This window comes from Micromonospora humida (assembly GCF_016901255.1).
GTDB lineage: Bacteria > Actinomycetota > Actinomycetes > Mycobacteriales > Micromonosporaceae > Micromonospora > Micromonospora wenchangensis.
The window spans coordinates 778,755-791,701 of record NZ_JAFEUC010000001.1 but is presented as its reverse complement, the minus strand read 5'-3'; the positions used below and the strand labels follow the sequence as shown (position 1 = coordinate 791,701).

Here is a 12,947-nt window from a genome sequence, read left to right as displayed (position 1 = left end):
GTCGGCGGCACACCGCAGACTCCCGCTACGCGAGAACCAGCTGTCCGAGTTCCTGGGTGCATCGGGTGAGCGCGACGTAGAGGCCGTTCCATCCACGCGGCCCGGCGGCGATGCCCTGGGGGTCGACGAGGAGCGCCGCATCCCATTCCAGTCCCTTGGCCTGGACCGCGGTGAGCACCGGTACGTCACCCAGTACGGCGTGGAGTTCGGCGATGCGGTCGGCGGGGGCGATGACGCCCACCGTGCCGCCGTGCCACCGTTGCTGCAACTGCCGCACCGCCCGGGCAGCGGTGGCGGCAAGCTCCGCCGGGGCGACCGTGCGTATCCAGGGGTCGATGCCGCAGGAACGCACCGCCCGGGGCGGGGAGTTGTGGCTACCGGCCTGCTTCAGGACGGGCCCGGTGAGGTCCATGACCTCGCGCGGGGTGCGGTAACAGATGGTGAGTTCCGCCGCGGTCCACCGCTCGCCGAAAGCTGCCCGTACCGCCTGTGCCCAGGTGGTGTGCCGGTGCGCCGCCTCCGTCTGATCGATGTCGCCGACCGCCGTGACGGATCGACCGGGACAACGCCGTAGCACCATCTGCCACTGCATCTCGGACAGCTCCTGCGCCTCGTCGATGACGACGTGGCCGTACACCCAGCCGCGCTGCCGGCGGGCGTGGTCGGCGACGAAATCGCCAGGCGGCGGCGGGGCCTCGGTTTCGCCCAGCAGGTCGGCGACGGCGTCGAGCAGGGGGATGTCGCTCGAAGCCCACGGTGCGGTGGGCTCGGTCGATACGGCGGTGATCTCCGCTGCGGACAACCGGGGAACGAAGCGGGCGAGCAGGGCGGGGTCGGTCAGGAGATTCCTCACCAGCTCTTCGGCGTCGAGGGTGGGCCACCAGGCCTCGACGAACCGGGCGATGGTCGCGTTCTCCCCGATCCGACCCCGGAGAATGTCGATCTCCTCCTCGGAGAGCAGCCCGTCGACGTCACTGCCGGTGGGCCCACCTCCGGGCCGGTGGTCCTGCTCCATGCTCCGGTCGACGCGGGCGAGGATGTCCTCGAAACCCTCCTCCATCGCGTGCATCAGTGCCTCGCGTCGGTCGACGACGGCTTCGGTCAGGAGGTGGTGCAGCTGCTCGGCGCACGCCTCGCGGGCCCGGTGATAGGGACGCCCCCGCACCGAGGCGAGTATCTGGGCGACCGTCCCGGCGGGAATGACGTAGAACTCGCCCTCCCAGCGCAGCTTCAACTCACGGGGCCGGGGGAACAGTGAGCCGACATAGTTCTCGAGCGCGGCCTGCCACAGGGCGCGGCCCTTGATCTCGGCGAGAGTGCGGCTCTCGTCGCGGCCCACGCGGATGTCGGGCAGCAGGGTGTCGCAGGTCGCCGAGACGACGGCGGTCTCACCGAGCGCGGGCAGCACCTGGGCGATGTACCGGAGGAAGCGCGGGGAGGGGCCGAGGACCAGGACCGCCTGGTCGGCCATTGTCGCGTGGGCGAACAGCAGATAGGCGACGCGGTGCAGGGCCACCACCGTCTTGCCGGTGCCGGGACCGCCCTGCACGATCAGCGGGCCCGTCGCCTCCGCCCGGATGATGTCGTCCTGTTCGCGTTGCAGCGTGGAGATCGCTGCCGACATGTGACCGGTGCGCCGCTGGTCCAGGGCGGCCAGCAGTGCGCCCTCACCGACGAGTTCCGCTGTCATGGTCCCGTCCAGCGGCTCGTCGTCCACCCCGACGACCACCGGGCCCGTCGTGCGGATGTGCCGACGCCGCGCCTGCCCCTGCGGGTCGACAGCCGTCGCGGTGTAGAACGGCCGGGCCGCGGGAGCGCGCCAGTCCAGCAGCAGCGGCTCACCGTCCTCGTCGTCGTTGCGCAGGCCGACCCGGCCCACGTGCCGCACGGTGCCGTCACGACCGTCGAGGCGGCCGAAGACCAACCGTTCCTGCGCCTGCCGCAGCTGCTCGTACTGCTGGCGGAGCAGGCGCAGCCGCGCCCGTTCCAACACGTCCAGGGCAGCTGAGGAAAGCTCTGCCCGCAGGTGGTCGACGAGAGCGTCGCGCCGGGCCATGGCCGAGTCGAGAAACTGCTGTTCCTCGGCGACCGCGGACCGGCGCGCGGCGTCCGCTGCGGGGGAGGTTGACGTTCCACTGCGGGTAATTGCCGTGGTGACGTCGGCGATGCCATTGTCCAGAGCAGATTTCCGACGCATTCGTAGATCCTCGGACTGGTGCTTTTCCTGCCACCCGACCGGCCGCAGGCATTCCGGCGACAAGCATAGGGTCGCTGTCTCCTCGTCGCGTCCCGATGCTGTCGGCGGAGATGAGCGTCTCAATAGCTCGCAATTCCTTGCCGTTCGTGGCCCTGTCCCATCGTGGCGGGTCGTGCCGCCCCTTCCGGGAGCGTCCGCGGGCGGGGAGCAGCAGCGCTAAGCGTTGACATGCTTCGATGGCTGCGTTAACTTCGGGGAAAACACGAATGCAATGATCTCGACATTTTTGTCGACGTCTCGTCGCGTCGGCATCACGCTGCCCGACGCCCGACCCAGGGAACTGTCGTGACCACTTCGCTCGCGTCCGTACAGAATCCGTCCACCCTCCGCCGGCTGGCGTCGGTCTGCCTGTCGGTCGTGCTGGTGGCCGCCGGCATCGCCGGAGGATCACCGTCGGCGTCGACGGCCGCGCCCCGGGTGGCGGCGACCCCCACCACGCCACCCGCGTCCTACCCCGGCCCGGGTCGGGTCACCGGCGACGTCGGGGTGCACGACCCGACGGTCGTGATCCGCCCCGGTGGCGGCTACCTGCTGGCGCACACCGGCGACAACATCGCGCTCAAGACCTCCACCGACCGGGTCGCGTTCCGCAACGCGGGAACGGTGTTCCCCGGCGGCGCGCCGTGGACGACGACGTACACCGGGGGCAGTCGCAACCTGTGGGCACCGGACCTGACCTACCGCGACGGCCGGTACTGGCTGTACTACTCGGCCTCGACGTTCGGCTCCAACCGGTCGGCGATCTTCCTGGCCACGAGCACCACCGGTGCGTCGGGCAGCTGGACCAACCAGGGTCTGGTGATCGAGTCCCGGACCTCGGACAACTTCAACGCGATCGACCCCAACCTGGTGGTCGACGCCACCGGCAGGTGGTGGCTCAGCTTCGGGTCGTTCTGGTCCGGCATCAAGATGGTGGCGCTGAATCCGGCCACCGGGAAACGCTCCGACACGACCGTGCTCAGCATCGCGGGCCGCAACGGGGGCGCCATCGAGGCCCCCGTGATCGTGCGGCACGGCAACTACTACTACCTGTGGGTGTCGTTCGACAGGTGCTGCCAGGGCGCGGCGAGCACCTACCGGGTCATGGTGGGCAGGTCCACCTCGGTCACCGGCCCGTACGTCGACCGCAACGGGGTGGCGATGACCGCCGGTGGCGGCACCCAGGTGCTCGCCGGGCACGGCAGCATCCACGGGCCCGGGCACCAGGCGGTGTTCACCGACACCGACGCCGAGGTCCTCGTCTACCACTACTACGCCGACAACGGCACGTCGCTGCTCGGCATCAACCTGCTCGGCTACGACACCGCCGGCTGGCCGTTCGTCTACTGACCGGGGCGGGGTTCGTCCTCCGACCGCGCCGCCGCCGGTCCAGGGTCGTCGGCCACGGCGGCGGTGAGGCGGGCGGCGAGCGCGGCCACCGCGGCCCGCAGCTCGGGCCCCTCCTCCACGGTGAACCCGAACGGGACGGCGGCCAGCCACTCCCCGGCGTACATCCGGGTGTTGGTGGTGCTGCCGGTGAGCACGCAGCGCTCGCCGGCGGGCTCCAGCCGACCCATCGTCGGCCCGACCCAGGGGGCCACCCGTTCGTAGGGCTCGTGGAACACCACCCGGGTCGGGTACCTCCACCCGGAGCCCAGATGCGCCTCCAGGGTGGCGACGGGGTCGAGGTCGGCGGGCGGGGTGAACGGCTGCGGCAGGTGCCGCACCGCCCCGATCCGGTCGATCCGGTACGTGCGGACGGCGTCCGCCCGGTGCGAGTGGCACAGCAGGTACCAGCGGCCGTGGCGCACCACCACCGCCCACGGGTCGACCTCGACCTCCCACGACGTGCCACCCTCGGTGGTGTAGCCGACCGCCACCCGGCGACGGTCGGCCACGGCCGTGACCAGCGCGCTCGTCGTGATCGGGTCGGCGTGCACCGCCCGCCGGTCGGCGGCGGCCGCCGCGTACGTGCGTAGTACCACCGCCTGCCGTCCGACGTTGTCGGGCAGTGCCCGGATGAGTTTGCTCAACGCGGCGCCGACCAGCCCGTCGGCGTCGATCGCGGCCGGCTGTCCGTCGAGCACGGCCATCACCAGGCCGAGGACCTGCTCCTGGGTGAACACGACGGCCGGCAGCCGCGCACCCCGGCCGAGCCGGTAACCCCCGTAGGGCCCCCGGACGGACTCGACCGGGATTCCGGCCTCCCGGAGGACCTCGACGTAGCGGCGCGCGGCGCGCTCGGTCACGCCGAGGCCCGCGGCGAGCTGGGCGGCCGTCGTGCCGGGCCGGTCGCGCAGGATGTCGAGCGTCCGCAGGGCGCGGGCGGTGGGGCTGACGTTCTCCACGCCACGGACGGTACCGGAAGGAAAACGTCCGGAACCGGCTCTAGGTTGACCCGTATGACTGATGAACGGATCGTCCTCGTCGGTGGTCTCTGGCTCGATGCCCCGGTGTGGGACGGCGTGGTGGCCGAACTGGCGACGCGCGGCCGCCACGCGGTGGCGGTACGCCTGCCCGGCCAGGGGGACGGGAACACCACGGCGACGCTCGACGACCAGCTCGACGCGGTACTGGCCGCCGTCGACGCGGCACCGGGCGGGTCGGTGGTGGTGGGGCACTCGGCCGCCTGCTCCCTGGCCTGGCTGGCCGCCGACGCCCGGCCCTCCACGGTGAGCAGGGTCGTGCTGATCGGCGGGTTCCCACCGGCCGACGGGGACTCCTATGCCGACTTCTTCCCGATCGAGGACGGCGTGATGCCCTTCCCCGGCTGGGCGCCCTTCGAGGGCCCGGACGCGGCCGACCTCGACGACCGGGCCCGGCGGGAGTTCGCCGCCGCCGCCGTCCCGGTGCCCGAGCAGGTCGCCCGGGGGACCGTCCGGCTGACCGACACCCGGCGGTACGAGGTGCCGGTCGCGCTGGTCTGCCCCGAGTTCTCCCCGGCCCAGGCGCAGGCCCTGATCGACGCCGGTGACCTGCCCGAACTCGCCAAGGCCCGGCACGTCGACCTGGTCGACATCGACTCCGGGCACTGGCCGATGCTCAGCCGGCCGGTCGAACTGGCCGGCATCCTGGCCGACCTCTGACGGGTCCGGCGCGCACCCGGCCGACCCTGCCGGGCCCGCCGGTGACCCGGCGGCACCGGGCGACGGTGAACGGGGGCGCACCGGTGCGGTCGGGTGACCCGGGCCGGCGGGGCGCGTGGGAGCACCGCCGGGGGTGGTCCGCCCGGGGGTCGCCGGCGTCGGCCGGCGGCCCCGCAGCGGTACCCCGTAACGCGGCACCAGCCGTTCGGGCCGGGCGGTCAGGGCGTGGTGGTCGCCCCGGCGGCCTCCCTGATCAGGTCGACCAGCATGCCCGCCTCCGGGATGGCCACGGTGTGCGAACCGCCGGGCACCTCCACCGTCCGCCGGGAGCCGGCCCGCTCGGCCATGAACCGGTGGGCCGCCACCGGGATGTTGAGATCCTCGCTGCCGAACAGGAACCAGGACGGCAGCGACCGCCAGGCCGGCTCCCCGGACGGCTCACCCAGCGCCGCCTCGGCGATCGGCCGCTGGGTCACCGCCATCACCGCGGCCTGCGCCGCCGTCGAGTCGGCGGCGAACTGCCGGTGGTAGCGGTCCTGCCGGATGTAGAGGTCAGTCGCCCCGTCGGGCAGCGTCACCGGGGCCAGCGTGTCGCCCAGGGTGCTGCCGGGGAACCGGCCGGCCAGGTCGGCGGCGCTCTCCCCGGCCAGGGGTGCGAACGCCCCGACGTAGACCAGCGCGGTGACGTCCGTGCCGGCCACCGGCACGTTGGAGATCACCATGCCGCCGTAGGAGTGGCCGACGAGCAGCACCGGCCCGTCGATCCCGGTGAGCACGGCGCGCAGGTAGTCGGCGTCGTGCCGGACACCTCGCAGCGGGTTGGCCACCGCCACGGCGGGATAGCCGTCGTCGACCAGGGCGGCGATCACCCCGGCCCAGCTCGCCGACTCGGCGAACGCGCCGTGGACGAGGACGACCGTCGGGGTGCCGGGCCGTGCGGTGGTGATGGACATTGCCGGGTACCTCCGGACAGTGGCGCGGATGTCCGTTCCATTCTGCGGTCGTCGCCGCGCCACGTCGTGCCCCGGGCGGCCGGCTCACCCGGCCGGGGTAACCGGGGCGGGACGTCACGGCGACGGTCCGGGTACCGTAGCCGGCGAGTCGAGAGGAACGCCGCGTGCAGGATCAACCCGAGCCGATCACCGCGACCACGGTGGGGATCAATCCGGCCACCCCGCCCAGCGGCCCCGGCTGCGTCGAGTGCGAGTCGTCCGGCGGATGGTGGTTCCACCTGCGCCGCTGTGCGGCCTGCGGCCACGTCGGCTGCTGCGACTCGTCGCCGGGCCAGCACGCCACGGCGCACGCCACCGGCGAGGGGCATCCGGTGGTGCAGAGCTTCGAACCCGGCGAGGACTGGTTCTGGGACTACCCGGCCGACCAGTTCCACCCGCACGGCCCGGAGCTGGCCCCGCCGCAGTCGCGTCCGTCCGACCAGCCGGCCCCCGGCCCCGAAGGCCGGGTACCGGAGGACTGGAAGCGTCGGCTGCACTGACGCGCATGCCCGCGGGACGGCCCGTTTGGCCCGGTGACCTGCCGGGCAGGTCACTGCGGTGACCGCCGCCGACGAACCGTCCACCATCGAGTTCCGTCGCTCCCGCAGGCGTCAGGTCGCCCTCCTGGCGGCGGGCCTGCCGACGGCGGTGCTGGTGGTGGCGGTGGTCAACCTGGCCACCGGTGACCCGTGGTGGGACGGGCTGTGGATTCCGGGGTGGATCCTGGCCCTCGGGCTCCTGCGCGGGGCGGCTCGTCCGTCGTCCACCGGTCACCAGCCCCGGCTGCCGCTGCGGCTCACCCCGGACCACCTCGAGGTGACCGGGCCGGGGGAGCGCACCCTGGTCATCGGGTGGTCGAACGTCGCCCGCGCGGAGATCACGGGGCGGCTGTACCCGGTCCTGGTGGTCGAGCCGGCCGACCCGGACCGGACCGTCCCCCCGCTGGCCCGGTGGGAGTGGGCGGTCGCCGGGCAGAGCCGGCCGTACGAGATCCGGGTTCCACTGGTCTACCTGAGCCCCGGCCGTGACCGGCTGCGCCGCGAGCTGTCCCATCGCCTGCCCGGCCCCGCCGCCGGCAGCCGGCCCACCCCGTAGGGCCCGCTCCCGCGATCGCGGATCACCGGCCCACGGGAGACCCGACACCCGGCCACCGCACCGACCGCTCGGGTGCGCGGGTCGGTGCGGTGGCCGGGTCGGGACGGGGCGTCAGACGGCCGTGCGGGACCACTGCTGGTTGGCGCCGGTGTTGCAGGTGTACTGCTTGAGCACCTGGCCGTCGGCGGTCGACGAGGCCGGCACGTCCACGCACTTGTTGCTGTGCCGGGCCCGGAGCTGGAAGTAGCTGCCGTTGGTGACCATCTGGAACTGCTGGTTGGTGCCGCTGCCGCAGGTGTACTGGATGAGTTCGGCGCCGTCGGCGGTGGAGGCGCTGGTCACGTCGAGGCACTTTCCGCTGTGCCGGCTGACCAGCCGCCACCAGCCGCTGCCCGCGTCGACGAACTGCCACTGCTGCCAGGCGTTGCCGGCGTAGGTGTACTGGCCGACCCGCGCGCCGTTGTCGGTGTTCGGCTGCTGGACGTCCATCGCCTTGCCGCTGTGCCGCACGGTGAGCCGGTAGTACGTTCCGGTGCTCGGGGGTGGCGTGGTGGGGCCGTCGCCGACGGTGTCGCCCCACCCGTAGCGGACCCGGTCGGCCCCGGAGGGGTTGCGGATGCTCAGGTTGAGGTCGGTGCCGCTGCCGCTGAGCGCGTACATCGAGTACCAGTCGTAGCCGATGGTGCCGGGCTTGCCGCCGAGGGCGGGCCAGTAGGTGCCGCCCATCTGGTTGTCCCGCATCACCTGGGCCATGGCCCGGATGTGCCTGACGAAGTTGTCGGTGCTGTTGGCGTCGGCGTAGTTGCGGCCGTCGTTCATCGGCGCGCCCCACTCGGTGGCGACGGCGCGGGAGGCGCAGTTGCCCAGGCGGGTCTGGATGTGGCTGCGGAAGGCGTCGTAGCTCATCTCGCCGTAGAAGAAGGCGTAGTGGTGGAAGGAGAGCAGCGTCGCGTTGAACCGGCTGTCGTTGCAGATGTCCCGCAGGTCCTGGCTGAAGCCGGTGCCGCCGATGAGCACCCGGCCGGGCACCGCCGAGTAGTGGTAGCTGAGCCAGTTGGCGGCCACGGTGCGCCACTCCGCCGAGCTGTAGCCGTGCGGCTCGTTCATCGGTTCGAAGTAGACGTTGGGGTTGGTGCCGTAGGTGTTGGTCACCGTGGACCACATCGCGTTCCAGGCGGCGAGGTTGGTGATCCGGCCACCGGAGGCGGCGCCGTCCTCCCAGTACGCCAGGATGACCTTGAATCCGCGGGCGGTGGCGGCGTCGATGGCCCCCCGGTACGCCTCCCACCACGCCGTCCCGACGGTGTGCGTGTTGATCGGCAGCCGGACGGTGTTGACCCCCATGGTGGCGGCCATGTCGTCGTAGAGGGCGTTGGCCTTGGCCCGAACCGTCGCGTTGCTGTCGGAGGCGCTGAGGCCCTGCACGACGAGCGGGCCGGTGCTGAAGTTGTCGCCCAGCACGGCCCAGTTCATGCCACGGAACCCGCTGGTGGCGGCGGTGGCCGGGGACGACACGACGACCGCGCCGCCGACCATCGCGGTCGCCACGGCGGCCAGCGTGACCAGCAGCCGGCGGAGCGGACGGTGTCGCCGCGACGCCGCTGGGGACGACGTGGTCCGGGTCGGGGAGTGGTCGGTCACGTGATCGGGCCTCTCTGGTCGGGACATCGCACCGAGATCGCTGTTAGCGTTAACATTGGTGCGTCGCGACCGGTGCCCTGATTGTTGCCTACGTGTTGCAGACAAGTCTCAGCGATCGTTTCCGGGGTGTCAATAATCGACGGGCATCGTTCGATGTGGGGTGGTGTCGTCGTCGGGCGGCACCCGGTCACGGTGGATCGACAGGCCCTGGCGTGCTCGCGTCGTCGGCCCGCGACCTCGCCCCCGTCCCGCCCCGACCGGCCGTGCGTCGACGGTGCCGCAGCTCCACCGGCAGGCAGCCCACCGCCGTCGCGGCGGCGACGAGCAGCAGCACCACGGCGAGGTTGCGGCCGTACGGCAGCGGCAGCACCGACGGATCGTCCGGCGGGCGGCCGAAGCCCAGCACCAGTGGCAGCGCCACGACGGTGAGCGCGGCGGCACCGATCACCCCGGCCCGTACCACCGGCCGGTGCCGGCGCGGGACGAACCGGGCCAGCAGCGCCCCGACGGCCAGCACCCCGGCCATCCAGACGACGTCGTGCCCGACCAGCACCCCGGCCAGGAACACCAGCACCCCCGCCGGGGCCAGCTCCGGGTCGGCCCACGCGCCCGCCACGGCGTACCCGATGAGCAGGGTGCCGGCCGCGACGAGCGCCACCCGGGTCCTCACCCCGCCTCCCGCACGACGAGCCGGCCGACCCACTTGGTCTGGAGCACGCCCGGCCGGTTCGGCGCGATCAACCGGGCCGGGTAGCCGTGGTCGGGATGCAGGGGTTCCCCGCCCAGCCGCAACGCGATCAGCGTCGCCGGGTCACCCACGTGCGCCGGGCCGACCGTCGACGCCCGGTAGCGGCCGGCCGCCTCCAACGACTCGACGCGGACGCTCGCCCGGTCCGGGTCCGCCCCGACCAGCGCGACCAGGTCCCGCAGCCGCACCCCCGTCCACCGCCCCGTCGCGCTCCACCCCTCCACACAGGCGATCGGCAGGTCGGCGGTGTGCTGCGGCAGGGCGTGCAGGGCGGCGAGATCCAACGCGACCCGCCCGCCCGGCCCGTCGACCACCAGCCGGTACGCCGGATCCCCGACGTCCACCCCGGCCCGGCGGGCGGTCCGGTTCACCGGCAGCCCCTGCGGGCCGACGTCCGGCCGGCGCGGGGCGAGCACCGCCAGGCCGGACAGCGGCCGGACGGTCTGCCCGACCGTGGTCAGGGTGATCAGCCCGGCCGCGGCGGCCACCCCGGCGAGCAGCCCGCGCCGGCTGAGCCGCTCCTGCGGCGACTCGACGCCCGGGCGGGCCAGCGCGGCCCGGACCGCCGGCAACTGCACGCCGACGTGCACCAGCAGCGCACCCACCGCCAGCCACGCCACCCGGTAGTGCCCGGCGGTGAAGAAGAACGGCATCGGCGCGTACCAGCGGGCGACGTTCAACACCCCGCCGACCACCTCGAACAGGGCCGCGGCGACCAGCACACCGACGCTCGCGCGTTCGACCGCGTGCGCGACCGACCGCACCGGCGGCCAGCGGAACAGGTGGTGGTAGACCGACCACAGCTTGGCCCCGAGCAGCGGCACCGTGGCCAGCCCGGTCGCCACGTGCAGCCCCTGGGTGAACCGGTAGAGCCCCACCGGCCGGGCCGGCCACCGCAACCAGCCCGGCGGATGCTGGATCAGGTGGCTGAGCAGCCCGGTGAGGAAACACACGGCGAACGCCACCCCGAGCGCGACGCCGAGCTGGCTGGTCAGCCGGGTCGACCGCAGCGGGGACGGGAACCGGTCGGGGGCTGGTGCCGACCACCGTCGGGCGGGCCGCCGCAGCACCGGCGTACGGCCGCTCACCGGGGGTCGAGGGTGGCGAACCACCGGCCCGCCTCGGTCCAGGTGTCGCGCACCCGCAGCGCCGTCTGTCCGGCCAGCGTCGACAGACCGTCCAGGGGTACGCAGGCCCAGGGCAACGGACCGTCCGCACCGTCCGGCGTCCGCACCGTGGCCGTACCGGACCAGGCCGGCGTGCCGGGGGGCGCGCACTCGACGTGCAGCCGACCGTCGGCGGCCAGCAGCCGGCGGCACCGGCGCAGCAGCCGGTACGGGTCGCCGCCGATGCCCACGTTGCCGTCGGCCAGCAGCAGGTGCCGCCACCGCCCGGCCCCCGGCACCGGCCCGAACACGTCCCGGCGCAGGGCCACCGCGCCGCGCCGCCGGGCCAACCGGACGGCGGTGGCGCTGACGTCGATGCCGAGCGCGGGCCGCCCGGCGTCGATCAGCGCGCCGGTGAGCCGGCCCGGTCCACACCCGACGTCGAGGGTCGGCCCGGTGCAACGGGCCAGCAGCGACGCGTCCCCGGCGACGGCGTCCCGGCACCAGAGCGCCGGGTCGAAGCGCAGCACCCCGCCGCTGGGATGCCGGGCGGTGAACGCGGCGGGGACACCCGACGCGGCCCGGTCGAACGCGGCGTCGAACAGCGCCACCGCGTTCATCCGGCCACCGCCGTCGACGACGGGACGTCGACGGCGACCGCGCGGGCGAACCGGCTGCCCGGTGGGCACAGCGCCGCCACCGCGTGGGCGTCGACGGCGGTGTCCACGTCCCGCAGCCGGGGCAGCAGGTGCACCCGCAGGCCCCGGCGGCGCAACGCGGCCAGGGTACGCGCGCCGGTACTCGCCACGGAGGTGGGCACCGTCCGCAGCACCGTGGCGTGGCCGGGATCGCGCAGCCCCAGCGTCCACCAACCGCCGTCCTCGGCCGGCCCGAGCACCGCGTCCGGCCCGTCCGCCCGGCCGAGCAGGTCCCACGCGGTGTCCAGGTGCGCGGCGGTGAGCTGCGGGGTGTCCATGCCGACCAGCAGGGTCGCCGCGCCCGCCGTACGGGTGTCGACGAACGCGTGGGCGAGCCGGTCGGCGAGCGGGCCACCCCGCTGGGCGAGCCGCGTCCAGCCCGGCGGGGCCGGCAGGTCACCGTCGACGACCAGCACCCGGGCGTCGACGGTGGCCGTGGCGACGGTGTCGAGGGTGTCGGCCAGGGCCGCCGCGGCGACCCGGGCGGCCTGCACTGGCGTACAGGGCGGGCAGAGCCGCGTCTTGACCCGGCCGGGCACCGGCGTCTTGGCCAGCACCAGCACCCGCAGGGTGGTCGGTGGACGGTGGGCGTTCACCGGGCCAGCACCGTGCCCATGTCCCGCACGGCGCGGGCGGTGCCGAGCACCGTGCCGGTCACCTTCGACCGGGTACCGGCCGCCCGGGGGTGGTAGTCGACGTCGACCTCCACCACCCGCCAGCCCGCCCGGCCGGCCGCGATCAGCAGCTCCAGTGGGTAACCGAAGCGGCGGTCCCGCAACCCCAACGCCAGCAGGTCGTCGCGGCGGACGGCCCGGATCGGCCCGATGTCGTGCACGTCGAGGCCGGTGGTGCGGCGCAGCCGGTGGGCCAGCACGGCGTTGCCGACCCGGGCGTGCCAGGGCCACACCCCACGTCCCGTCGGCCGACGCCGGCCGGTGCCCAGGTGCGCCGCGCCGGACCGGACCGGATCGGCCAGCAGGGGAAGCTGCGCCGGGTCGAACGATCCGTCGGCGTCCAGCACGCACACCACCCCGTCGACCGGGTCGGCCGCCAGCACCCCGGCGTGCACGGCCGCGCCGTACCCGGGCTCGGCCACGCTGATCACCTCGGCCCCGCAGGCCCGGGCCACCGCCGCCGACCCGTCGGTCGAGCCGTTGTCCACCACGATCGGCCGGTAGCCGGCCGGCATCCGGGCCAGCAGGTCGGGCAGGGCCGGGGCCTCGTCGCGGCAGGGAAGAACCACATCGGTCATGCTGCGCGACGCTAGGGCACCAGCCGCCCGGAAGTTCTTACCTGACGATGACGGAATCCCCGGCCGCCGCGCAGTTCTTACGAACCACTGACG

The 12,947-nt window shown here is 73.9% G+C and carries 13 protein-coding genes; 4 read left to right on the top strand and 9 right to left on the bottom strand.

Annotated features, from left to right (window positions below; translation table 11 throughout):
- Positions 1-25 precede the first annotated feature (25 nt).
- Positions 26-2,197 carry a HelD family protein gene (locus JQX11_RS03205; protein WP_204923424.1) on the bottom strand — a complete coding sequence of 724 codons (2,172 nt, stop codon included), beginning with the start codon at positions 2,195-2,197 and terminating at the stop codon, positions 26-28.
- Between the two features lie 345 nt (positions 2,198-2,542).
- On the opposite strand from JQX11_RS03205, the gene JQX11_RS03200 reads away from it, so the two are divergent.
- Positions 2,543-3,586 (top strand): arabinan endo-1,5-alpha-L-arabinosidase, encoded by a 1,044-nt coding sequence (locus JQX11_RS03200; protein WP_204923423.1) that lies wholly within the window; start codon positions 2,543-2,545, stop codon positions 3,584-3,586.
- Here the strand turns inward: JQX11_RS03200 and JQX11_RS03195 are convergent.
- Positions 3,580-4,584 carry a helix-turn-helix transcriptional regulator gene (locus JQX11_RS03195; protein ID WP_204923422.1) on the bottom strand — a complete coding sequence of 335 codons (1,005 nt, stop codon included), beginning with the start codon at positions 4,582-4,584 and terminating at the stop codon, positions 3,580-3,582. The genes JQX11_RS03200 and JQX11_RS03195 overlap by 7 nt on opposite strands.
- A 54-nt stretch (positions 4,585-4,638) precedes the next feature.
- Between JQX11_RS03195 and JQX11_RS03190 the strand changes: the two genes are divergently transcribed.
- Positions 4,639-5,322 carry an alpha/beta fold hydrolase gene (locus tag JQX11_RS03190; protein WP_204923421.1) on the top strand — a complete coding sequence of 228 codons (684 nt, stop codon included), beginning with the start codon at positions 4,639-4,641 and terminating at the stop codon, positions 5,320-5,322.
- Positions 5,323-5,540: 218 nt separating this feature from the next.
- Here the strand turns inward: JQX11_RS03190 and JQX11_RS03185 are convergent, their stop codons facing one another.
- Positions 5,541-6,275: an alpha/beta fold hydrolase gene (locus JQX11_RS03185; protein ID WP_204923420.1), complete on the bottom strand. Its 735-nt coding sequence runs from the start codon at positions 6,273-6,275 to the stop codon at positions 5,541-5,543.
- A 164-nt stretch (positions 6,276-6,439) separates the two neighbouring features.
- Here JQX11_RS03185 and JQX11_RS03180 point away from each other — a divergent pair, with 164 nt between their 5' ends.
- Both JQX11_RS03180 and JQX11_RS03175 read left to right on the top strand, forming a co-directional pair.
- A complete protein-coding gene (locus JQX11_RS03180) occupies positions 6,440-6,814 on the top strand; it encodes a UBP-type zinc finger domain-containing protein (RefSeq protein ID WP_307826043.1) in 375 nt (124 codons plus the stop codon).
- Positions 6,815-6,872: 58 nt separating this feature from the next.
- Positions 6,873-7,409 (top strand): hypothetical protein, encoded by a 537-nt coding sequence (locus tag JQX11_RS03175; RefSeq protein WP_204923419.1) that lies wholly within the window; start codon positions 6,873-6,875, stop codon positions 7,407-7,409.
- A 111-nt stretch (positions 7,410-7,520) separates the two neighbouring features.
- Here JQX11_RS03175 and JQX11_RS03170 read toward each other — a convergent pair whose 3' ends face one another.
- From JQX11_RS03170 to JQX11_RS03145, 6 genes are all read right to left on the bottom strand, one after another.
- A complete protein-coding gene (locus JQX11_RS03170) occupies positions 7,521-8,957 on the bottom strand; it encodes an RICIN domain-containing protein (protein WP_307826042.1) in 1,437 nt (478 codons plus the stop codon).
- A 280-nt stretch (positions 8,958-9,237) separates the two neighbouring features.
- The gene (locus JQX11_RS03165) at positions 9,238-9,720 is read right to left on the bottom strand and encodes a hypothetical protein (protein ID WP_204923417.1); all 483 of its coding nucleotides are present in this window, start codon (positions 9,718-9,720) and stop codon (positions 9,238-9,240) included.
- Positions 9,717-10,886, bottom strand: a complete 1,170-nt coding sequence (locus JQX11_RS03160) for a molybdopterin-dependent oxidoreductase (protein WP_307826041.1) — start codon at positions 10,884-10,886, stop codon at positions 9,717-9,719. The genes JQX11_RS03165 and JQX11_RS03160 overlap by 4 nt, the downstream gene beginning before the upstream one ends.
- Positions 10,883-11,524 (bottom strand): methyltransferase domain-containing protein, encoded by a 642-nt coding sequence (locus tag JQX11_RS03155; RefSeq protein WP_204923416.1) that lies wholly within the window; start codon positions 11,522-11,524, stop codon positions 10,883-10,885. Before JQX11_RS03155 ends, JQX11_RS03160 begins: the two co-directional genes overlap by 4 nt.
- A complete protein-coding gene (locus JQX11_RS03150; RefSeq protein ID WP_307826040.1) occupies positions 11,521-12,198 on the bottom strand; it encodes a TIGR04282 family arsenosugar biosynthesis glycosyltransferase in 678 nt (225 codons plus the stop codon). Before JQX11_RS03150 ends, JQX11_RS03155 begins: the two co-directional genes overlap by 4 nt.
- Complete coding sequence (locus tag JQX11_RS03145; protein WP_204923415.1) at positions 12,195-12,854, bottom strand: glycosyltransferase family 2 protein; 660 nt, start codon at positions 12,852-12,854, stop codon at positions 12,195-12,197. Before JQX11_RS03145 ends, JQX11_RS03150 begins: the two co-directional genes overlap by 4 nt.
- Positions 12,855-12,947: the final 93 nt, after the last annotated feature.

Excerpts from the sequence above, each read along its gene's own strand:
- JQX11_RS03205 (WP_204923424.1), bottom strand. The coding sequence starts at position 2,197 with ATGCGTCGGAAATCTGCTCTGGACAATGGCATCGCCGACGTCACCACG.
- JQX11_RS03190 (WP_204923421.1), top strand. The coding sequence starts at position 4,639 with ATGACTGATGAACGGATCGTCCTCGTCGGTGGTCTCTGGCTCGATGCC.
- JQX11_RS03185 (WP_204923420.1), bottom strand. The coding sequence starts at position 6,275 with ATGTCCATCACCACCGCACGGCCCGGCACCCCGACGGTCGTCCTCGTC.
- JQX11_RS03155 (WP_204923416.1), bottom strand. The coding sequence starts at position 11,524 with ATGAACGCGGTGGCGCTGTTCGACGCCGCGTTCGACCGGGCCGCGTCG.
- JQX11_RS03145 (WP_204923415.1), bottom strand. The coding sequence starts at position 12,854 with ATGACCGATGTGGTTCTTCCCTGCCGCGACGAGGCCCCGGCCCTGCCC.